Below are 20970 nucleotides of genomic sequence, written 5' to 3' on the forward strand. Positions count from 1 at the left end.
AGTCAGCACGAAGGCTTAAACAGTGAAAGCATCTTGCAGCAGTTTTTCCTGCTGCTCGGCGTGCATCGACGCATAACCACACGCAGGTGCAGCGGAAGCATCACGGCCGGCGTATTCCAGGCCCAGGGCCTTGTTATGGTTGCCGATGCTGCGACGCAGGTGATGCTGGCTGCTGTACCAGGCGCCCTGGTTCATCGGTTCTTCCTGACACCACACCACGTGGGTGAGGTTGGTGTAAGGCGCGATGGCCTCCATCAGGTCTTCTTCCGGGAACGGGTAGAGCTGCTCGATACGCACGATGGCGATGTCTTCGCGGCCTTCGGCACGACGTTTTTCCAGCAGGTCGTAGTAGACCTTGCCGCTGCACAGGACCAGGCGAGTCACCTTCGCCGCGTCCAGCGTGTCGATTTCCGAAATAACGGTCTGGAACGAGCCTTCGGCCAGGTCTTCGAGCGTGGAGATCGCCAGTTTGTGACGCAGCAGCGACTTCGGTGTCAGCACGATCAGCGGCTTGCGCAGCGGACGGATGACCTGACGACGCAGCAGGTGGTAGATCTGTGCCGGTGTCGTTGGTACGCAAACCTGGACGTTGTGCTCGGCACACAGTTGCAGGTAACGCTCCAGACGTGCCGAGGAGTGCTCCGGCCCCTGCCCTTCATAACCGTGTGGCAACAGCATGGTCAGACCGCAGAGACGGCCCCACTTGTGCTCGCCGCTGGTGATGAACTGGTCGACAACCACCTGGGCACCGTTGGCGAAGTCGCCGAACTGGGCTTCCCAGATCACCAGCGCATTGGGCTCGGTGGTGGAGTAGCCATATTCGAACGCCAGGACGGCTTCCTCGGACAGCAGCGAATCGTACAGGTCGAAACGTGGCTGGCCCTTGTACAGGTGTTGCAGCGGGATGTAGGTGCTGGCGTCTTTCTGGTTGTGCAGCGCCGCATGGCGGTGCGAGAAAGTGCCGCGGCCTACGTCCTGGCCGGTGATGCGGATCGGGTGGCCTTCGAACGCCAGGGTCGCGTACGCCATGGTTTCGGCGTAACCCCAGTTGATCGGCAGGCCGCCGGCTTGCATCTTCTGCCGGTCTTCGTAGATCTTCGCGACCTGGCGCTGGACCACGAAGCCTTCCGGGATTTCCAGCAGCTTGGCGGACAGTTCCTGCAGGGTCTTGAGGTCGAAACGCGTGTCGTGACGCGCGGTCCAGGCGTGGCCCAGATACGGACGCCAGTCCACGAACAACTCTTTGTTCGGTTCCTTGACCAGGCTTTTTACCACGTGCAGCCCGTTGTCCAGGGCATTGCGATATTCATCGACTTTTTCCTGGACGCGGGCGACATCCAGAACACCGCCCTGGGTCAGGCGCTCGGCATACAGCTCACGGGTGGTGCGCTGCTTGGCGATCTGCTGGTACATCAGGGGCTGGGTGCCACTTGGCTCGTCGGCCTCGTTGTGGCCGCGACGACGGTAGCAGACCAGGTCGATCACCACGTCGCGCTTGTACTGCATGCGGTAGTCGATGGCCAACTGGGTCACGAACAGCACGGCTTCCGGGTCATCGCCATTCACATGGAGGATCGGTGCCTGGATCATTTTCGCGACGTCGGTCGCGTACTCGGTGGAACGCGAGTCTTCCGGGTTGCTGATGGTGAAGCCAACCTGGTTGTTGATCACGATGTGCACGGTGCCGCCGGTCTTGAAACCGCGGGTCTGCGACATCTGGAAGGTTTCCATGACCACGCCCTGACCGGCGAATGCCGCGTCACCGTGGATGGAAATCGGCAGCACCTTCTCGCCGGTCGGATCGTTGCGACGATCCTGGCGGGCGCGGACCGAACCCTCGACCACCGGGGAAACGATTTCCAGGTGAGACGGGTTGAACGCCATGGCCAGGTGGACTTCACCACCGCTGGTCATCACGTTGGACGAGAAGCCCTGGTGGTATTTCACGTCACCGGAGCCCAGCTCGACCTTCTTCTTGCCTTCGAACTCGTCGAACAGCTCGCGCGGGTTCTTGCCGAAGGTATTGACCAGTACGTTCAGGCGGCCACGGTGGGCCATGCCGATGACGACTTCCTTGGTGCCGTAGGAACCGGAACGCTGGATCAGCTCGTCGAGCATCGGGATCAGGCTTTCGCCGCCTTCCAGGCCGAAACGCTTGGTACCCGGGTACTTGGTGCCCAGGTATTTCTCCAGGCCTTCACCGGCGGTGACGCGCTCGAGCAAGTGGCTCTTGATGTCGGCGGAGTACGTCGGACGGCCACGAACGCTTTCCAGACGCTGCTGGAACCACTGGCGCTGCTCGGAATCGGTGATGTGCGTAAATTCAGCGCCGATGGTGCGGCAATATGTCTGCTGCAACGCTTCGTGAATTTCGCGTAGGCTCGCTTCCTCTTTGCCGATGAACAGGTCGCCGGCACGGAAGGTCGTATCAAGGTCGGCATTGGTCAAGCCGTAGTGAGTGATCGACAGGTCTGCAGGTGCAGGACGCTGCCACAGCCCCAGCGGGTCAAGCTGGGCTGCCTGGTGGCCACGCATCCGGTAGGCCTGGATCAGTCGCAATACTTCAACTTGCTTCTTCTCGTGCTCGGAGCTCACGCTGCCGGCAGACACCGGCTGAGCGCGGCGCTGGTTCTTTGCCAGCAACACGAAATGATCGCGAATCGTCGAGTGCGAAACATCAGTGGCAGAATTACCGTCGGCCGGTAGCTTCTGAAAGTAGGTGCGCCATTCTTCTGGCACAGCGTTAGGGTCGTGCAGGTAGAGCTCGTAGAGCTCTTCCACATAGGCAGCGTTACCACCGGAGAGGTGGGCACTGTTCCACATGCGCTGCATCACGCTTTCTTGCATGCTTGGTCACCCTCGATTAGGGGAACACCACCGGCGAAAACACCGAGCAAACTTGCAGAAGTCCGAGTGCAGCGACTAAAACAAGCCACTTAGGATCACGCTGATAGTCCGGGTACCAGCCCGGATGCCCCTGCTTGTCTCATTTCTTCAAAATAAGAACCACCGCTTTGTGAGCGGCTGTTCTGGTTATAGCCAAGACGCGGGTTGAAGCCCGCGCCCTGGCCTTTACGGGTACAACGGTCCTACGGGTACAGCAGCTGAATCACACGCCGCTTTGCAGCAGCATGTTACGAATGTGACCGATGGCCTTAGTCGGGTTCAGGCCTTTCGGGCAGACGTTGACGCAGTTCATGATCCCGCGGCAGCGGAATACGCTGAACGGGTCATCCAGCGAAGCCAGACGCTCGGACGTCTTGGTGTCACGGCTGTCTGCCAGGAAGCGGTACGCTTGCAGCAGGGCGGCCGGGCCCAGGAACTTGTCCGGGTTCCACCAGAAGGATGGGCACGAGGTCGAGCAGCAAGCGCACAGGATGCACTCGTACAGACCGTCGAGCTTTTCACGCTCTTCCGGAGACTGCAGACGCTCGATGGCCGGAGCCGGCGTGTCGTTCTGCAGGAATGGCTTCACCTTCTCGTATTGCTTGTAGAAGATGCTCATATCGACGACCAGGTCACGGATAACCGGCAAACCTGGCAATGGACGAACCACCAGCTTGTTGCCCTTGACCACGGCCGACAGCGGCGTGATGCAGGCCAGGCCGTTCTTGCCGTTGATGTTCATGCCGTCGGAGCCGCAAACGCCCTCGCGGCAAGAGCGACGATAGGAAAAACCCTCGTCCTGCTCTTTGATCAGGGCCAGCACGTCCAGCACCATCAGGTCTTTACCACCGGTATCGACCTGGAAGTCCTGCATGAACGGCGCAGCGTCCTGATCAGGGTTGTAGCGATAAACACTGACTTGCAACATAGCGGTCACCCTTAATAAGTCCGGACTTTTGGTTCGAAAGTCGGAACAGTCTTCGGCGAGAAGTTCACGGCACGCTTGGCGACGCGTTTTTCACCCGGGAAGTACAAGGTGTGGCACAGCCAGTTTTCGTCGTCACGGTCTTCGAAGTCTTCGCGGGCGTGGGCACCACGGGACTCTTTACGCACTTCTGCGGCGATGGCGGTGGCTTCGGCCACTTCCAGCAGGTTCTGCAATTCCAGCGCTTCGATACGGGCAGTGTTGAACGCCTGCGACTTATCGTTGATCTTCACGTTGGCGATTCGTTCACGCAATTGCGCCAGCTGGGCGATACCCTTCTGCATGTATTCGCCGGTACGGAACACACCGAAGTAGTTCTGCATGCAGTTCTGCAGCTCGCGACGCAGGGTTGCCACGTCTTCGCCTTCGGTACGCTCGTTCAGAGCGGACAGACGCGCCAGGGCAGCTTCGATGTTGGCATCGGTGGCATCGTCATATTCGATACCGTCGGTCAGCGCTTTCTCCAGGTGCAGGCCGGCAGCGCGACCGAAGACCACCAGGTCGAGCAGCGAGTTGCCGCCCAGGCGGTTGGCACCGTGGACCGATACGCACGCCACTTCACCCACTGCGAACAGGCCAGGGATGATTTCGTCCACGCCTTCGCCGTTCTGGGTGATCGCCTGGCCGTGGATGTTGGTGGCAACGCCGCCCATCATATAGTGGCAGGTTGGAACCACTGGAACCGGCGCGACGACCGGGTCGACGTGGGCGAAGGTCTTGGACAGCTCGCAGATGCCTGGCAGGCGGCTGTGCAGCACTTCCTCGCCCAGGTGATCGAGCTTGAGCATCACGTGGTCGCCATTCGGGCCACAGCCGTTGCCGGCGATGATCTCTTTAACCATCGAACGAGCCACAACGTCACGACCGGCAAGGTCCTTGGCGTTCGGCGCATAACGTTCCATGAACCGCTCGCCGTGCTTGTTGATCAGGTAACCACCTTCACCACGGCAACCTTCGGTCACCAGTACGCCGGCGCCGGCGATGCCGGTCGGGTGGAACTGCCACATTTCGATGTCTTGTACCGGCACGCCAGCACGCAGGGCCATGCCGACGCCGTCACCGGTGTTGATCAGGGCATTGGTGGTGGATGCGTAGATACGGCCTGCACCGCCGGTCGCCAGTACGGTGGCCTTGGCGCGGATGTAGGTGGTTTCGCCGGTTTCGATGCAGATCGCGATCACACCGACGAAGGCGCCGTCCTGGTTCTTCACCAGGTCGACGGCGTAGTACTCGTTCAGGAACGTGGTACCGGCTTTCAGGTTGCCCTGGTACAGGGTGTGCAGCAGTGCGTGACCGGTACGGTCGGACGCCGCGCAAGTACGCGCAGCCTGGCCGCCCTTGCCGTAGTCCTTGGACTGGCCACCGAACGGACGCTGGTAGATACGGCCTTGCTCGGTACGCGAGAAGGGCATGCCCATGTGGTCCAGTTCGAACACCGCGGCCGGGCCTTCCTGACACATGTATTCGATAGCGTCCTGGTCACCGATGTAGTCGGAACCCTTGACGGTATCGTACATGTGCCAGCGCCAGTCATCGTTCGGGTCGGCCGAAGCGATGGCGCAGGTGATGCCACCCTGGGCGGAAACAGTGTGCGAACGGGTCGGGAAAACCTTGGTGATCACGGCAGTCTTGTGACCGCCCTGTGCCAGTTGCAGCGCTGCGCGCATGCCGGCACCGCCACCACCAATGATGATGGCGTCGAAAGAAATCGTTGGAATGTTAGCCATGGATCAGATACCCCAGAGAATCTGCACACCCCAGACGAAGTAAGCGAACATCGCAACGCCGCATACTGCCTGGAAAAGGAAACGTACGGCAGTCGCCGACTTGCCGAACGCCATGGGCGTCAGGTAGTCGGTCGCGATGGTCCACATGCCGACCCAGGCGTGAGCGCCCAGTGCGACAAGTGCCAGCAGACTGAAGATACGCATCCAGTTGTTTGCGAACAGTTCATGCCATTGGGCATAGCCCAGGCCTGGGTTTGCCACGACATATCCGATCAGGAAAATGAAGTAAGCCGCGAGAACGACCGCAGACACACGCTGGGCCATCCAGTCGTAGAGGCCCGAACGCGAAAGGTTCGTGACGTTGGTTACCATATCCAGACTCCTGCCAGAACGATCAGCACCGCAGACACGGCGATAATGATTTTCGAGCCCAGCTTGCCGCCTTCCAGCGTCTCACCGATGCCCATGTCCATGATCAAGTGGCGCACACCGGCGACCAAGTGATACAGCAAGGCGGACAGGATGCCCCAAATCACTAGCTTGGCTAGCGGACTGGTCAAACACGCTTTCACCTGACCGAAGCCTTCTTCCGAATCGAGCGACTTGTCCAATGCATAAAGCATGATGGCCAGGCTGACGAAGAGGATGACACCGGAAATACGGTGAAGAATGGACGTGTAAGCAGTGACTGGGAGTTTGATGGTCCTTAGGTCTAGGTTTACAGGTCGTTGGCTTTTCACGGCTTTTTTTTCACACTGAAGAGCCCCTAACAATCAGGGCAAAGTTGTTGGGGCGCGCACTGGTCAGGTACTCACCACCCAGGGAGTGACGACCCCCAAGAAAGCAGGCCCAAAAGCCCCTGGCGGTCGGTGGCCGAGTATAGACAGTTAGGCTACTAATGACAACGCGTTCACCTTCCCCTAATAGCGCATTGCACATATGGCGCAAAAGGCGTAAACGGCAGGTAATTTCGCGGAAAAAGTGCGGTTAAAGCCTTCTGGAGCAAGACTTTAGGCAAATTGACTTTCGGATTTATCTCACTATAGTGGTGCGGGCCCTGCGTGGGGGGTCTGTCTGATGATTTCAAGCATTAATAGGAGGCCACATGGCTGACAAAAAAGCGCAGTTGATCATCGAGGGCGCAGCCCCCGTCGAGCTGCCCATTTTAACCGGCACCGTTGGTCCCGATGTAATCGACGTACGGGGCCTGACGGCCACGGGCCGTTTCACCTTTGACCCAGGTTTCATGTCGACCGCCTCGTGCGAGTCGAAAATCACCTACATCGACGGCGACAACGGCATCCTGCTGCACCGCGGCTACCCGATCGAGCAACTGGCTGAAAAATCGGACTACCTGGAAACCTGCTACCTGCTGCTCAACGGCGAGCTGCCGACCGCAGAGCAAAAGGCCCAGTTCGTCAGCACCGTGAAGAACCACACCATGGTTCACGAGCAGTTGAAGACCTTCTTCAACGGCTTCCGTCGCGATGCCCACCCGATGGCCGTCATGTGCGGCGTTGTCGGCGCTCTCTCGGCCTTCTACCACGACTCCCTGGACATCAATAACCCCCAGCATCGCGAAATCTCCGCGATCCGCCTGGTGGCGAAGATGCCGACCCTGGCAGCCATGGTCTACAAGTACTCCATGGGCCAGCCCATGATGTACCCGCGCAACGACCTGACCTATGCAGAGAACTTCCTGCATATGATGTTCAACACCCCGTGCGAGATCAAACCGATCAGCCCGGTGCTCGCCAAGGCCATGGATCGGATCTTCATCCTCCATGCCGACCACGAGCAGAACGCCTCCACGTCCACCGTGCGCCTGGCCGGCTCCTCGGGTGCCAACCCGTTCGCCTGTATCGCCGCCGGTATCGCCGCACTCTGGGGCCCTGCCCACGGCGGTGCGAACGAAGCGGTGCTGACCATGCTCGATGAAATCGGCGATGTCTCGAACATCGACAAGTTCATCGCCAAGGCCAAGGACAAGAACGATCCGTTCAAGCTGATGGGCTTCGGTCACCGGGTCTACAAGAACCGCGACCCGCGCGCCACCGTGATGAAGCAGACCTGCGACGAAGTGCTCAAGGAACTGGGGATCAAGAACGATCCGCAACTCGAACTGGCCATGCGCCTGGAAGAGATCGCCCTGACCGACCCGTACTTCATCGAGCGCTCGCTGTACCCGAACGTCGACTTCTACTCGGGGATCATCCTCAAGGCGATCGGCATTCCAACCAGCATGTTCACCGTGATCTTCGCCCTGGCGCGGACCGTCGGCTGGATCTCCCACTGGAAGGAAATGCTCTCCAGCCCGTACAAGATCGGCCGCCCGCGCCAGCTGTACACCGGCTACGAGTCGCGTGACATCACCCAGCTGGAAGACCGCAAGTAAGACCTGCCTTGCGATAGGTCCCAAGCTGCATTGAAACAGCCCCCGCTTCTTATATAAGAGCGGGGGCTGTTTTGTTTGTGCCTCCTTTTATGCAGTGGCGGCCGGACTGGCGCCATCGCGAGCAAGCTCGCTCCCACACTGGAACCCAATCCCCTGTGGGAGCGAGCTTGCTCGCGATGACGGCAGCCCTGGCCCCCTTAAACCCGGCACAAAAAAATACCCCGGCCTCTCGACCGGGGTATTTCTTCAAGCTCTTATCGCTACATCAATGGTTAACCGCCCCACTCGCCCCCAGGCCAGTCTGCGAACGCACGAACTGCGGGAAGAACAGCGCCCGTTCGTTTGCGCCTTCAGCCGACTTGTCGGTGATGGAGAAGAACCAGATGCCGACGAAGGCAATGGCCATCGAGAACAGCGCCGGGTATTCATACGGGAAGATCGCCTTCTCGTGACCCATGATCTGTACCCAGATGGTCGGGCCGAGGATCATCAGGCCCACGGCACTGACCAGGCCCAGCCAACCGCCAATCATGGCGCCACGGGTGGTCAGCTTCTTCCAGTACATCGAAAGCAGCAGTACCGGGAAGTTGCAGCTCGCCGCGATGGAGAACGCCAGGCCCACCATGAACGCGATGTTCTGCTTCTCGAACAGGATACCCAGGCCGATCGCCAGCACCGCCAGGGCGATGGTGGTGATTTTCGAGACGCGAATCTCGTCCTTCTCGTTGGCCTTGCCTTTCTTGATCACGCTGGCATACAGGTCATGGGACACCGCCGAGGCACCGGCCAGGGTCAGGCCCGCCACTACCGCCAGGATGGTGGCAAAGGCTACCGCCGAGATGAAGCCCAGGAAGATGCTGCCGCCCACGGCGTTGGCCAGGTGCACCGCTGCCATGTTGTTGCCGCCCAGCAAGGCACCTGCCGCGTCCTTGAAGGCCGGGTTGGTGCTGACCAGCAGGATCGCGCCGAAGCCGATGATGAAGGTCAGGATGTAGAAGTAACCGATGAAGCCGGTGGCATACAGCACGCTCTTGCGCGCTTCCTTGGCGTCGCTCACGGTGAAGAAGCGCATCAGGATGTGCGGCAGGCCAGCAGTACCGAACATCAGCGCCAGGCCCAGGGAGAAGGCCGAGATCGGATCCTTCACCAGGCCGCCGGGGCTCATGATCGCCTCGCCTTTAGGGTGAACCTTCACCGCTTCGGCAAACAGCATGTTGAAGTCGAAGTTGACGTGCTTCATGACCATCAACGCCATGAACGAAGCACCCGACAGCAGCAAGACCGCCTTGATGATCTGCACCCATGTGGTGGCCAGCATGCCGCCGAACAGCACATAGAGGCACATCAGGATACCCACCAGGATCACCGCAACGTGGTAGTCCAGGCCGAACAGCAGTTGGATCAGCTTGCCGGCACCGACCATTTGCGCGATCAGGTAGAACGCCACCACCACCAACGAACCGCTGGCAGACAAGGTACGGATCTGGGTTTGGCCCAGGCGATAGGACGCCACATCGGCAAACGTGTACTTACCCAGGTTACGCAGGCGCTCGGCGATCAGGAACAGAATGATCGGCCAGCCCACCAGGAAGCCGATGGAGTAGATCAGGCCGTCATAACCGGACGTGAACACCAGCGCGGAAATGCCCAGGAAGGACGCCGCCGACATGTAGTCGCCCGCGATTGCCAGGCCGTTCTGGAAACCGGTGATCTTGCCGCCGGCCGCATAGTAGTCGGCCGCCGAGTTGTTTTTCTTGGACGCCCAGTAGGTGATGTACAAAGTCGCGCCGACGAAGGCCACGAACATCAGGATAGCCGCGACGTTGAGGGGTTGTTTCTGCACGGCACCGGTCAGGGCGTCAGCCGCCCAGGCGCCTGGTGCGAACGCTGCGATGCTCAATAGAGCCAGTAGACGCCGGATCATTGCTGAGCCTCCTTGAGAATCGCATTGTTCAGGTCGTCAAACTCGCCGTTGGCGCGCCGCACGTAGATGCCGGTCAGGATGAAGGCCGAGACAATCAGGCCGACACCGATGGGAATACCCCAGGTGATGGTGGACTCAGGCGTGATCTTGGCCCCGAGAATGTGTGGCCCGTAGGCGATCAGAAGAATGAAGCCGGAATACAGCCCAAGCATGATCGCCGAGAGAATCCAGGCGAACTTTTCCCTTTTTCTCACCAGCTCCTTGAAGCGCGGGCTGTTTTGAATCGAGAGGTAAATGCTGTCGTTCATTGTTTTTATCCTCGCAGCACAGATTTAATTGGAACGACTCTACTCTATGCGGCTCAAGGCCAGGTTCCAGACGACCTTAGTATTAGAACGACATGACGGTTTTGCCAGTTTCCCGCACATTTCTCGTAATCCCCCCTGTGGGAGCGAGCCTCTGTGGGAGCAAGGCTTGCCCGCGATGCAGGCACCTCGCTTGAACTTGAGACCTAGGCGATGCCATCGCGGGCAAGCCTTGCTCTCACAGGGCTCGGTGTAGAACCCAGGAATTGCAGGCACAAAAAAACCGCATGACACAACGTCATGCGGCTTCTCGAGCCAGCTAAATCAGGTTGATTACTTGCCGGTCCACTCCTTCACGCGGTCCGGGTGCTTGGCGACCCAGTCCTTGGCAGCGGCGTCCGGCTTGGCGCCTTCCTGGATCGCCAGCATGACTTCGCCGATCTCGTCTTTCGACGCCCACTGGAATTTCTTCAGGAACTCGGCCACTTCCGGGGCCTTGGTGCCCAGTTCCTTGCTGCCGATGCTGTTTACAGTCTCAGCCGCGCCGTAGACGCCTTTCGGGTCTTCCAGGAAGCGCAGTTTCCACTTGGCGAACATCCAGTGCGGCACCCAACCGGTGACCGCGATGGATTCGTTTTTCTTCTCGGCACGGGTCAGCTCGGCGATCATGCCGGCGCCGGAACTGGCCTTGAGTTGATAACCGGTCAGGTCGTAATCCTTGATTGCCTGTTCGGTCTTGAGCATCACGCCTGAACCGGCGTCGATGCCGACGATGCGCTTCTTGAAGGAGTCGTCGGTCTTGAGATCCTCGAGCGACTTGGCCTTGACGTACTCCGGCACGATCAGGCCGATTTTTGCGTCCTTGAAGTTGGGGCCGTAATCGACCACTTGATCCTTGTTCTTGGTCCAGTAGTCGCCGTGGGTCACTGGCAGCCAGGCCGACAGCATCGCATCGAGTTTGCCGGTGGCCACGCCTTGCCACATGATCCCGGTCGCGACCGCTTGCAGCTTCACGTCATAACCGAGTTTTTGCTTGATCACTTCGGCGGCCACGTGGGTGGTCGCGACGCTGTCGGACCAGCCGTCAACGTAACCGATGCTCAGGGTTTTGGTTTCGGCGCTGGCCAAGGTGGAACTGACGGCCAGTACCAGTGCGGCACCTGCGCCCAAGAGTCGTCGCATCTTCATCGTTACTTCCCCGAAAGTGCTGCGCCCGACGGATGTCGGGCGGCGTCAACGTATAGTTATGATGCTCAGCGCCCCCATCACGCTCGCCCTCAAACCGGTCTGAACGCCAGTGGAGTACTGACAGGATTGATCATCAACCTGTGCCGTTCCGCAACCTGCTCTGTCTGCGACGTCGAGGCAACGAGAAACGACATCAGAACGCCAGCTACTGTTTCCGGGCAATTGGCGTCTCCTCACACGTGAGATTTGCAGGCCAAATCCGGTAAATGCCAGATAACTAGCCGCCACTGCGCATGACCGTGTATCGTCCCGCTACTATCGCGCCCCGTCCGTGCCTGTTTTGTGCCCGTCATGGCACTTGGCTCCGCTTCGGTGGTCATAGGCTGCGAACTTCATTCGGCACCTTCCTCTAAGGGATCCAGTCATGCTCCGTTCCTTGCGCTTCGCTGCCCTCCTCGGCGGCCTTATCCTGAGTGCGTCCGCGCTGGCGGCAGATATTGACGCCGCCAGCTATGGCTACCCCTTGACCAACCCGTTCGAGGCGACCATCGCCACCACGCCGCCGGACCTGCGTCCGGAGCTGCCGCTGATCGAAGACATCAATCAGGCCGACCACAGCCTGACCCTGCGCCCGGAACGCGAGTTCATCCTGCCGGACAACTTCTGGCCGGTTAAAAGCCTCACCTACCGCATGGCCACCCAGGACAAGCCCGCGCCGCTGATCTTCCTGATCGCCGGCACCGGTGCGCGCTACGACAGCACCCTCAACGAATACCTCAAGCGCCTCTACTACAAGGCCGGCTACCACGTGGTGCAGTTGTCCTCGCCCACCAGTTTCGACTTCATGAGTGCCGCTTCGCGCTTTGCCACGCCGGGCATTTCCAAGGAAGACGCCGAGGACATGTACCGGGTGATGCAGGCCGTGCGCGCGCAGAACCCCAAGCTGCCGGTGACCGAGTACTACCTGACCGGCTACAGCCTCGGCGCTCTGGATGCGGCCTTTGTCGCCCACCTGGACGAAACCCGGCGCAGCTTCAATTTCAAGAAAGTGCTGCTGCTGAACCCGCCGGTGAACCTCTACACCTCGATCACCAACCTGGACAAACTGGTCCAGACCGAGGTCAAGGGCATCAACAGCACCACGACCTTCTATGAACTGGTACTGAACAAGCTGACCCGTTACTTCCAGCAAAAAGGCTACATCGACCTCAACGACGCCCTGCTCTACGACTTCCAACAGTCCAAGCAGCACTTGAGCAATGAACAGATGGCGATGTTGATCGGCACCTCGTTCCGTTTCTCGGCAGCCGACATCGCGTTCACCTCGGACCTGATCAACCGTCGCGGCCTGATCATCCCACCCAAGTTCCCGATCACCGAAAGCACCAGCCTGACGCCGTTCCTCAAGCGTGCGCTGCAATGCGATTTCGACTGTTACCTCACCGAGCAGGTGATCCCGATGTGGCGCGCGCGCACCGACGGCGGCAGCCTGCTGCAACTGGTCGACCAGGTCAGCCTGTACGCGCTGAAGGATTACCTGCACGACAGCCCGAAGATTGCCGTCATGCACAATGCCGACGACGTCATTCTCGGCCCGGGCGACCTGGGCTTCCTGCGCAAGACCTTTGGCGATCGCCTGACGGTTTATCCACTGGGCGGCCACTGCGGCAACCTTAACTACCGCGTCAACAGCGACGCCATGCTGGAGTTTTTCCGTGGCTAAATATCTGCTGCTTATCGCTGCGTTAATGAGTGCGGGCATGGTCCACGCCGACAACAGCAAAGCCAACGCGCCTGTGGTGGTGGATTCGGACGGCTTCAAGGAACCGCTGACCAAACTCAAGTTCAACCCGGGGCTGGACCAGCGCGAGTTCGAGCGCTCGACCCTCAACGCGTTGAACGTCTATGACCCGCTGGAATCCTGGAACCGCCGGGTCTATCACTTCAACTACCGCTTCGACCAATGGGTCTTCCTGCCCGTCGTCGATGGCTATCGCTACATTACCCCAGGCTTCGTGCGCACCGGGGTCAGCAACTTCTTCAACAACCTGGGGGACGTGCCGAACCTGATGAACAGCCTGCTGCAATTCAAGGGCAAGCGTTCAATGGAAACCACGGCGCGGCTGCTGCTCAACACCACCGTGGGCATCGCCGGCCTGTGGGACCCGGCCACCGCCATGGGCCTGCCGCGCCAGAGCGAAGACTTCGGTCAGACCCTGGGCTTCTATGGCGTGCCAGGCGGCGCGTATTTCGTACTGCCGATCTTCGGCCCGTCGAACCTGCGCGACACCTCTGGCCTGCTGGTGGACTACACGGCCGAATCGGCGATCAACTTCCTCAACGTCGCCGAAGTCAGCTCCAACCACCCGGAACTGCTGCTCCTGCGCGGCGTGGACAGGCGCTACCAGACCAGCTTCCGCTATGGCCAACTGAACACGCCGTTCGAGTATGAAAAGGTGCGGTACGTGTACACCGAGTCGCGCAAGTTGCAGATCGCCGAGTAACTTTCGACCACCCCAAACCCACTGTGGGAGCGAGCTTGCTCGCGATAGCGCTCTGTCAGACAACATAAATGTTGAAGGTCAGGCCCTCATCGCGAGCAAGCTCGCTCCCACAGTTGTCCTGGGTTGCCAGTCTTAGCCTTTCAGCGCTTTCCAGAGCTTGCCGACCACCATCACCCCCGCCAACACCGCCGCCCCGGCAACGATCCCGGCCACGGCATTGAGCAGCGTCGGCACGATAAACCCGGCACCACCGGCACTGGCTGCCACGCCTTCGATCCAGTGATGCACCACTGGCACGCCATGGGTCAGGATGCCACCGCCCACCAGGAACATGGCCGCGGTGCCGATCACCGACAGGCTTTTCATCATGTAGGGTGCCGCCCTCAGGATCGCACCGCCGATGCTTTTGGCGGCCTGGCCTGGCTTCTGCGTCAACCAGAGTCCCAGGTCATCGAGCTTGACGATCCCGGCCACCAGACCATAGACGCCAACGGTCATGACGATGGCGATGCCCGACAGGACGATCACCTGCTGGGTCAGTGCTGCGTCAGCGACGGTGCCGAGGGTGATCGCGATGATTTCGGCCGAGAGAATGAAGTCGGTGCGCACCGCGCCCTTGATCTTGTCCTTTTCAAAGGCCACCAGATCGACCGCCGGATCCGCCACCGCCTCGACCAGTTGCGCATGTTCGGCCTGGTCCTCGGCCTTGCTGTGAAGGAACTTGTGGGCAAGTTTTTCGAACCCTTCGAAACACAAATAGGCGCCGCCCACCATCAACAAGGGCGTCACCAACCAAGGAACGAAGGCGCTGATCGCCAGCGCCGACGGCACCAGGATCAATTTATTGATGAACGACCCCTTGGCCACCGCCCACACCACTGGCAGCTCCCGCTCGGCACGCACACCCGACACTTGCTGGGCATTGAGCGCCAGGTCATCGCCGAGCACGCCGGCGGTTTTCTTGGCGGCCATCTTGGTCATCAGCGCCACATCGTCGAGCACGGTGGCGATGTCGTCGATCAGTACCAGCAAACTGCTTCCAGCCATGGAGGGGGCTCCTTGAATAATAATGCCGCGCAGCATACCGCGAGCCGCGGCGCCTTGGGGCATTCTTGAGCGCCGCGCGAAGCCGGTGCTACCATGCGCCACCGCCAGAACAGGCAAGGAACCCCTGGGTTTATGAGCACAATCCGCGAGCGCAACAAAGAATTGATCCTGCGTGCCGCCAGCGAAGAATTTGCCGACAAGGGCTTCGCCGCGACCAAGACCAGCGACATCGCGGCCAAGGCCGGCCTGCCCAAACCCAACGTCTACTACTACTTCAAATCCAAGGAAAACCTCTACCGCGAGGTGCTGGAAAGCATCATCGAGCCGATTCTCCAGGCCTCGACCCCGTTCAATGCCGACGGCGTGCCCGGCGAGGTGCTGAGCCACTACATCCGCTCCAAGATCCGCATCTCCCGCGACCTGCCTTTCGCCTCGAAAGTCTTCGCCAGCGAAATCATGCACGGCGCCCCCCACCTGAGCCCCGATCTGGTGGAACAACTCAACGCCCAGGCCCGGCACAACATCGACTGCATCCAGACCTGGATCGACCGCGGCCAGATCGCCCCCATCGACCCCAACCACCTTATGTTCAGCATCTGGGCCGCCACCCAGACCTATGCCGATTTCGACTGGCAGATCAGCGCCGTGACCGGCAAGGCGAAGCTGGATGAAGCGGATTACGAAGCAGCGGCGCAGACGATCATTCGGTTGGTGTTGAAGGGGTGTGAACCAGACTGAAGACCGAGTTGCCTTCAATCGTGAGCAAGCTCGCTCCCACACTGGGTTTGCGGTGTCTAGGCATCATGTGTCCAGCATCAACCCTGTGGGAGCGAGCTTGCTCGCGATTGAAGGCACCTCGACTTCAGATTGAACCCATATTGCATCCCACAGTGGATAGTCACCCAATCGCGTCACCAGACCTGCCCGCAGCGGGTTGGCGACAACATAGCGAGCGAGCTTGACCAAGTCCTCCTCGCGCCGCAGCGCTCGGTCATGGTATCCCTGTTGCCACAGGCTACCTTGTCGTCCAGTGGACAGGTTCACCGCCCGAGCACTCAAGGACTTGGTTTTTTGCATCAACTCATTCAACGAGCCTTGCTGCAATTCGATCAACCAATGGAAGTGATCAGGCATAACCACCCAAGCCAATGACTTCGCCCATTTCTTATCCTGGGCACACCGAAATTGTTCAACGACCAATCTGCCTAAAGCGAAGTCCTGGAAAATCGGCTTTCGCTCAACCGTGTTAGTGGTCAATAAATAGATTCGACTCAACTCACCGTAACGGCCAATGCGCAAGCGATGTGAAGCAGGTAGATCAGGCATTCCTTCGCCTCTCCAATAATCAGGTCATCAAAGGCTAGGCCCGTTGATTTTTGGATGCCGGGCTGACTCTTGGCTGGATGTGTCTGACAGATCGTCATCGCGAGCAAGCTCGCTCCCACACTGGGTTTGCGGTATTTAGACACTATGTGTCCGGCATCAAACCTGTGGGAGCGAGCTTGCTCGCGATAGCGCCAGTCCATTCACCCCAAAATCAAGCAACCACCCCCACATCCGCCCTCAACTGCAACGCCTCCACCGCCCTGACCGCCACCTGCTCATCCACATCCGAAACATCACCACTGACACCAATCGCCCCCAGCACCCTCCCGTCCTGATCCCTGATCAATACCCCACCCGGGGCCGGTACGACGTTGCCCTGCCCTAACCCATTCAAGGCGGCAAAGAACGCCGGGCGTTGTTGGGCGTCCTGGGCGAGCAGGCGCGAGCCCTTGCCCAGGGCGATGGCGCCCCAGGCCTTGCCGATGGCGATCTGCGGGCGAAGCAGGCTGGCGCCGTCTTCGCGCTGCAAGGCAATCAGGTGTCCGCCACTGTCCAGGACCGCGACGGTCAAGGGCGCAGCGCTGATTTCACGACCGGCGGCAAGGGCTTGCCCGGCCAGGTTGACGGCGACTTTCAAGGTTAGAGCGCTCATGGGTGCTGTCCTTCTTTTGTTATGGAAAAGCCTTTTGGCTTCACTTTCAGAAAAACCGAACCTCACAAATAGAACACAACACTGAATATTTTTGTATACAATAATTTTCACAAATCGCCTTAACTGATGAAAGAGAGCAGCAAAACCTGACCTTCCGACGAATGAAACAGGTGCTTGAGGAAATGGATTGACCTTCGTCGTTCGCCATGAATACACTCTGCACAAAGCCACTTGTATACAATTACAAAACGTAAGAGGCACAAAACCATGAGCAAAATGAGAGCAATCGAAGCCGCCGTTCTGGTGATGCGCCGTGAAGGCGTGGACACGGCCTTCGGCATCCCGGGTGCCGCGATCAACCCGCTGTACTCCGCCCTGCAGAAGGTGGGTGGCATCGATCATGTCCTCGCTCGCCACGTTGAAGGCGCCTCGCACATGGCCGAGGGTTACACCCGGACCAAGGCCGGCAATATCGGTGTATGCATCGGCACTTCGGGCCCGGCCGGCACCGATATGGTGACCGGCCTCTACAGCGCTTCGGCCGATTCGATCCCGATTCTGTGCATCACCGGGCAAGCCCCCCGCGCCCGTATGCACAAGGAAGACTTTCAGGCTGTGGATATCACCAGCATCGTCAAACCCGTGACCAAGTGGGCAACCACCGTGCTGGAGCCAGGCCAGGTGCCGTATGCCTTCCAGAAGGCGTTCTTCGAAATGCGCTCCGGCCGCCCGGGCCCGGTGCTGATCGACCTGCCGTTCGACGTGCAGATGGCTGAGATCGAGTTCGACATCGACGCCTATCAACCGCTGCCGCTGGCCAAACCCGCGGCCAATCGCGTGCAGATCGAGAAAGCCCTGGCGATGCTCAATCAGGCTGAGCGTCCATTGCTGGTGGCCGGCGGCGGCATCATCAACGCCGATGCCAGCGACCTGCTGGTGGAGTTCGCCGAACTGACCGGTATCCCGGTCATCCCCACCTTGATGGGCTGGGGCACCATTCCCGACGATCATCCGCAGATGGTCGGCATGGTCGGCCTGCAAACATCCCACCGCTACGGCAATGCGACCTTGCTCAAGTCCGACGTGGTGCTGGGCGTCGGTAACCGCTGGGCCAACCGTCACACCGGTTCGGTGGACGTCTACACCGAAGGCCGCACGTTCATTCATGTGGACATCGAGCCGACCCAGATCGGCCGCGTCTTCACCCCTGACCTGGGCATCGTTTCCGACGCCGCCTCGGCCTTGACGGTGTTCATCGAAGTGGCCCGCGAATGGCAAGCCGCCGGCAAACTGAAAAACCGTAGCGCCTGGCTGCAGGACTGCCAGCAACGCAAGGCCAGCCTGCAGCGCAAGACTCACTTCGACAACGTGCCGGTCAAGCCACAGCGGGTGTACGAAGAAATGAACCAGGTGTTCGGCAAGGACACCTGCTACGTCAGCACCATCGGCCTGTCGCAGATCGCCGGGGCGCAGTTCCTCCACGTCTACAAACCACGCCACTGGATCAACTGCGGCCAGGCCGGTCCCTTGGGTTGGACGATTCCGGCGGCGCTGGGGGTGGTCAAGGCCGATCCGAGCCGCAAGGTCGTGGCGCTGTCGGGCGACTATGATTTCCAGTTCATGATCGAAGAGCTGGCGGTGGGTGCGCAGTTCAAGCTGCCCTACATCCATGTGGTGGTGAACAATTCCTACCTGGGCCTGATTCGCCAGGCCCAGCGCGGGTTCGACATGGACTATTGCGTGCAACTGTCCTTCGACAACCTCAACGCCCCGGAACTCAACGGCTATGGCGTGGACCACGTTGCCGTGGCCGAGGGCCTGGGGTGCAAGGCGCTGCGGGTGTTCGAACCGGCGGGTATCCAACCGGCGCTGCGCCAGGCCCAAGCGATGATCGAGGAGTTCAAGGTGCCGGTGATCGTCGAGATCATCCTGGAGCGGGTGACCAACATCTCCATGGGCACCGAGATCAATGCCGTCAATGAGTTTGAAGACTTGGCGCTTGTGGGCAACGATGCACCGACCGCTATTTCGTTGCTCGATTGACCGACCGGCGTCCCTGTGGGAGCGAGCTTGCTCGCGATGACGGCGCTACATTCAACCTGGATGCAAGCAGACACACCGCTATCGCGAGCAAGCTCGCTCCCACAGGGGGCCTGATAAATACTCACAGGAGACCACCATGCCGCGTTTCGCCGCCAACCTGTCCATGCTGTTCACCGAGCAGGATTTCCTCGCCCGTTTCGAAGCCGCCGCCAAGGCCGGCTTCAGTGGTGTCGAATACCTGTTCCCCTATGACTACAGCTCCGCCGAACTCAAGGCCTTGCTCGACGCCCACGGCCTGACCCAAGTGCTATTCAACCTGCCGGCCGGCGACTGGGCCAAGGGCGAGCGCGGCATTGCCTGCCTGCCGGACCGGGTCGAGGAATTCCGCGCCGGTGTCGACCTGGCCATCGCCTATGCCCAGGTGCTGGGCAACACGCAGGTCAACTGCCTGTCGGGGATTCGTCCGCAGAACTGCAGTGAAACCCTGGTGGAGAAAACCTTCGTCGCCAACCTGAAATACGCCGCCGAAAAGTTGCAGGCCAAAGGCATCAAGCTGGTGATGGAAGCCATCAATACCCGCGACATTCCTGGCTTCTACCTGAACAACACCGCCCAGGCCTTGTCGATCCGGGAGCAGGTGGGCAGCGCCAACCTGTTCCTGCAATACGACATCTACCACATGCAGATCATGGAAGGTGACCTGGCCCGGACCCTGTCGGCACACCTGGGCGAGATCAACCATGTGCAACTGGCGGACAACCCGGGCCGCAACGAGCCGGGCACGGGGGAAATCAACTACCGCTTCCTGTTCGAACACCTGGACCGCATCGGCTACCAGGGTTGGGTCGGCTGTGAATACAAGCCGCTGACCACCACCGAAGCCGGCCTGGGCTGGCTGAAAACCCATAACGCGATCTGACGCAGTTTCCCCCTGTGGGAGCGAGCTTGCTCGCGATGGCGTCAGTCCAGTCACTCATTTCCTGGCTGACACACCGTCATCGCGAGCAAGCTCGCTCCCACAGAAAAGCACTCCCTCATTTGCTTGAAGCAATACAAAAACAAGAGGATTTTCCCATGGCTAAAATCGGATTCATTGGCACCGGCATCATGGGCCACCCCATGGCACTGAACCTGCAAAAGGCCGGCCACAGCCTGTTTCTGTCCCAGCACCACGACGCGGCTCCGGCCGACCTGCTGGCCGGTGGCGCGGTGGCGTTGGCCAACCCGAAGGAAGTGGCCCAGGAAGCCGAGTTCATCATCGTCATGGTCCCGGACACGCCGCAGGTCGAGGACGTGCTGTTCCGCGCCGACGGCATAGCGGCGGGCGTGGGCGCGGGCAAGGTGGTGATCGACATGAGTTCGATCTCCCCCACCGCCACCAAGGCGTTCGCGGCGAAGATCAATGAAAAAGGCGCGCAGTACCTCGATGCCCCGGTCTCCGGTGGTGAAGTCGGTGCCAAGGCTGCGACCCTGAGCATCATGGTCGGCGGCGACAACGCCGCCTTCGAGCGGGCCCTGCCGCTGTTCCAGGCCATGGGCAAGAACATCACCCTAGTGGGCGGCAATGGCGATGGCCAGACCGCCAAAGTGGCGAACCAGATCATCGTCGCCCTGAACATCCAGGCGGTGGCCGAAGCGTTGTTGTTCGCCGCGAAAAACGGTGCCGACCCGGCCAAGGTCCGTGAAGCACTGATGGGCGGTTTCGCGTCGTCGAAGATCCTCGAAGTACACGGTGAACGCATGATCAAGGGCACCTTCGACCCGGGCTTCCGCATCAGCCTGCACCAGAAGGACCTGAACCTGGCCCTGCAAGGCGCCAAGGAACTGAACATCAACCTGCCCAACACCGCCAACGCCCAACAAGTGTTCAGCACCTGCGCGGCCATTGGCGGCAGCCACTGGGATCACTCGGCGCTGATCAAGGGGTTGGAGCATATGGCCAATTTCTCGATTCGCGACAAATAGACCCTGCCCCCCTGTGGGAGCGA

The 20970-nt window shown here is 60.0% G+C and carries 17 protein-coding genes and 1 pseudogene; 7 read left to right on the top strand and 11 right to left on the bottom strand.

What is annotated here, in order from left to right; all coding sequences use genetic code 11:
• Positions 1-15: 15 nt before the first annotated feature.
• From J4E53_RS11415 to sdhC, 5 genes are all read right to left on the bottom strand, one after another.
• Positions 16-2847, bottom strand: coding sequence for a 2-oxoglutarate dehydrogenase E1 component (locus tag J4E53_RS11415; protein WP_060741158.1), 2832 nt, complete (start codon positions 2845-2847; stop codon positions 16-18).
• A 262-nt stretch (positions 2848-3109) separates the two neighbouring features.
• The gene (locus tag J4E53_RS11420) at positions 3110-3814 is read right to left on the bottom strand and encodes a succinate dehydrogenase iron-sulfur subunit (RefSeq protein WP_053123967.1); all 705 of its coding nucleotides are present in this window, start codon (positions 3812-3814) and stop codon (positions 3110-3112) included.
• An 11-nt stretch (positions 3815-3825) separates the two neighbouring features.
• Complete coding sequence (gene sdhA, locus J4E53_RS11425; protein ID WP_060741157.1) at positions 3826-5598, bottom strand: succinate dehydrogenase flavoprotein subunit; 1773 nt, start codon at positions 5596-5598, stop codon at positions 3826-3828.
• A 3-nt stretch (positions 5599-5601) separates the two neighbouring features.
• A complete protein-coding gene (gene sdhD, locus J4E53_RS11430; RefSeq protein ID WP_003204438.1) occupies positions 5602-5970 on the bottom strand; it encodes a succinate dehydrogenase, hydrophobic membrane anchor protein in 369 nt (122 codons plus the stop codon).
• Positions 5964-6338, bottom strand: coding sequence for a succinate dehydrogenase, cytochrome b556 subunit (gene sdhC / locus J4E53_RS11435; protein ID WP_003179220.1), 375 nt, complete (start codon positions 6336-6338; stop codon positions 5964-5966). Before sdhC ends, sdhD begins: the two co-directional genes overlap by 7 nt.
• 365 nt (positions 6339-6703) lie before the next feature.
• Between sdhC and gltA the strand changes: the two genes are divergently transcribed.
• Positions 6704-7993, top strand: coding sequence for a citrate synthase (gltA, locus tag J4E53_RS11440; RefSeq protein WP_003204440.1), 1290 nt, complete (start codon positions 6704-6706; stop codon positions 7991-7993).
• A gap of 265 nt (positions 7994-8258) precedes the next feature.
• Here gltA and J4E53_RS11445 read toward each other — a convergent pair whose 3' ends face one another.
• From J4E53_RS11445 to J4E53_RS11455, 3 genes are all read right to left on the bottom strand, one after another.
• Positions 8259-9917 (bottom strand): cation acetate symporter, encoded by a 1659-nt coding sequence (locus J4E53_RS11445; protein WP_060741156.1) that lies wholly within the window; start codon positions 9915-9917, stop codon positions 8259-8261.
• Entirely contained in the window at positions 9914-10225 is a 312-nt protein-coding gene (locus J4E53_RS11450; protein ID WP_060741155.1) for a DUF485 domain-containing protein, read from the bottom strand. The genes J4E53_RS11445 and J4E53_RS11450 overlap by 4 nt, the downstream gene beginning before the upstream one ends.
• Positions 10226-10555: 330 nt before the next feature.
• Complete coding sequence (locus J4E53_RS11455; protein WP_060741154.1) at positions 10556-11410, bottom strand: glycine betaine ABC transporter substrate-binding protein; 855 nt, start codon at positions 11408-11410, stop codon at positions 10556-10558.
• A 424-nt stretch (positions 11411-11834) separates the two neighbouring features.
• Here J4E53_RS11455 and J4E53_RS11460 point away from each other — a divergent pair, with 424 nt between their 5' ends.
• Together J4E53_RS11460 and J4E53_RS11465 are read left to right on the top strand one after the other, a co-directional pair.
• The gene (locus J4E53_RS11460; protein WP_060741153.1) at positions 11835-13133 is read left to right on the top strand and encodes a serine/threonine protein kinase; all 1299 of its coding nucleotides are present in this window, start codon (positions 11835-11837) and stop codon (positions 13131-13133) included.
• A complete protein-coding gene (locus tag J4E53_RS11465) occupies positions 13126-13914 on the top strand; it encodes a VacJ family lipoprotein (RefSeq protein ID WP_092170930.1) in 789 nt (262 codons plus the stop codon). The genes J4E53_RS11460 and J4E53_RS11465 overlap by 8 nt, the downstream gene beginning before the upstream one ends.
• A 132-nt stretch (positions 13915-14046) precedes the next feature.
• Here J4E53_RS11465 and J4E53_RS11470 read toward each other — a convergent pair whose 3' ends face one another.
• A complete protein-coding gene (locus tag J4E53_RS11470; RefSeq protein WP_060741151.1) occupies positions 14047-14961 on the bottom strand; it encodes a DUF808 domain-containing protein in 915 nt (304 codons plus the stop codon).
• A 132-nt stretch (positions 14962-15093) separates the two neighbouring features.
• Here J4E53_RS11470 and J4E53_RS11475 point away from each other — a divergent pair, with 132 nt between their 5' ends.
• On the top strand, positions 15094-15699 hold the full coding sequence (locus J4E53_RS11475) for a TetR/AcrR family transcriptional regulator (protein WP_014339596.1): 606 nt from the start codon (positions 15094-15096) through the stop codon (positions 15697-15699).
• A 132-nt stretch (positions 15700-15831) separates the two neighbouring features.
• Here the strand turns inward: J4E53_RS11475 and J4E53_RS11480 are convergent.
• Both J4E53_RS11480 and J4E53_RS11485 read right to left on the bottom strand, forming a co-directional pair.
• Positions 15832-16287, bottom strand: a pseudogene (locus tag J4E53_RS11480) (REP-associated tyrosine transposase); the annotation flags it as partial.
• Positions 16288-16498: 211 nt separating this feature from the next.
• The gene (locus J4E53_RS11485) at positions 16499-16939 is read right to left on the bottom strand and encodes a heme-binding protein (RefSeq protein ID WP_060741150.1); all 441 of its coding nucleotides are present in this window, start codon (positions 16937-16939) and stop codon (positions 16499-16501) included.
• 267 nt (positions 16940-17206) lie between these two features.
• Between J4E53_RS11485 and gcl the strand changes: the two genes are divergently transcribed.
• The 3 genes from gcl (at position 17207) to J4E53_RS11500 (ending at position 20947) form a co-directional block, all read left to right on the top strand.
• The gene (gene gcl / locus J4E53_RS11490; protein ID WP_060741149.1) at positions 17207-18982 is read left to right on the top strand and encodes a glyoxylate carboligase; all 1776 of its coding nucleotides are present in this window, start codon (positions 17207-17209) and stop codon (positions 18980-18982) included.
• Positions 18983-19118: 136 nt separating this feature from the next.
• Positions 19119-19901, top strand: a complete 783-nt coding sequence (gene hyi, locus J4E53_RS11495; protein WP_063324834.1) for a hydroxypyruvate isomerase — start codon at positions 19119-19121, stop codon at positions 19899-19901.
• A gap of 155 nt (positions 19902-20056) precedes the next feature.
• The gene (locus J4E53_RS11500) at positions 20057-20947 is read left to right on the top strand and encodes a 2-hydroxy-3-oxopropionate reductase (RefSeq protein ID WP_103308767.1); all 891 of its coding nucleotides are present in this window, start codon (positions 20057-20059) and stop codon (positions 20945-20947) included.
• The last annotated feature ends 23 nt before the right edge of the window (positions 20948-20970 follow it).

Source organism: Pseudomonas sp. FW305-28 (assembly GCF_017351395.1).
Classification (GTDB): domain Bacteria; phylum Pseudomonadota; class Gammaproteobacteria; order Pseudomonadales; family Pseudomonadaceae; genus Aquipseudomonas; species Aquipseudomonas fluorescens_AA.

Excerpts from the sequence above, each read along its gene's own strand:
- J4E53_RS11415 (WP_060741158.1), bottom strand. The coding sequence starts at position 2,847 with ATGCAAGAAAGCGTGATGCAGCGCATGTGGAACAGTGCCCACCTCTCC.
- J4E53_RS11420 (WP_053123967.1), bottom strand. The coding sequence starts at position 3,814 with ATGTTGCAAGTCAGTGTTTATCGCTACAACCCTGATCAGGACGCTGCG.
- sdhA (WP_060741157.1), bottom strand. The coding sequence starts at position 5,598 with ATGGCTAACATTCCAACGATTTCTTTCGACGCCATCATCATTGGTGGT.
- sdhD (WP_003204438.1), bottom strand. The coding sequence starts at position 5,970 with ATGGTAACCAACGTCACGAACCTTTCGCGTTCGGGCCTCTACGACTGG.
- gltA (WP_003204440.1), top strand. The coding sequence starts at position 6,704 with ATGGCTGACAAAAAAGCGCAGTTGATCATCGAGGGCGCAGCCCCCGTC.
- J4E53_RS11445 (WP_060741156.1), bottom strand. The coding sequence starts at position 9,917 with ATGATCCGGCGTCTACTGGCTCTATTGAGCATCGCAGCGTTCGCACCA.
- J4E53_RS11450 (WP_060741155.1), bottom strand. The coding sequence starts at position 10,225 with ATGAACGACAGCATTTACCTCTCGATTCAAAACAGCCCGCGCTTCAAG.
- J4E53_RS11455 (WP_060741154.1), bottom strand. The coding sequence starts at position 11,410 with ATGAAGATGCGACGACTCTTGGGCGCAGGTGCCGCACTGGTACTGGCC.
- J4E53_RS11460 (WP_060741153.1), top strand. The coding sequence starts at position 11,835 with ATGCTCCGTTCCTTGCGCTTCGCTGCCCTCCTCGGCGGCCTTATCCTG.
- J4E53_RS11470 (WP_060741151.1), bottom strand. The coding sequence starts at position 14,961 with ATGGCTGGAAGCAGTTTGCTGGTACTGATCGACGACATCGCCACCGTG.
- J4E53_RS11475 (WP_014339596.1), top strand. The coding sequence starts at position 15,094 with ATGAGCACAATCCGCGAGCGCAACAAAGAATTGATCCTGCGTGCCGCC.
- J4E53_RS11485 (WP_060741150.1), bottom strand. The coding sequence starts at position 16,939 with ATGAGCGCTCTAACCTTGAAAGTCGCCGTCAACCTGGCCGGGCAAGCC.
- gcl (WP_060741149.1), top strand. The coding sequence starts at position 17,207 with ATGAGCAAAATGAGAGCAATCGAAGCCGCCGTTCTGGTGATGCGCCGT.
- hyi (WP_063324834.1), top strand. The coding sequence starts at position 19,119 with ATGCCGCGTTTCGCCGCCAACCTGTCCATGCTGTTCACCGAGCAGGAT.
- J4E53_RS11500 (WP_103308767.1), top strand. The coding sequence starts at position 20,057 with ATGGCTAAAATCGGATTCATTGGCACCGGCATCATGGGCCACCCCATG.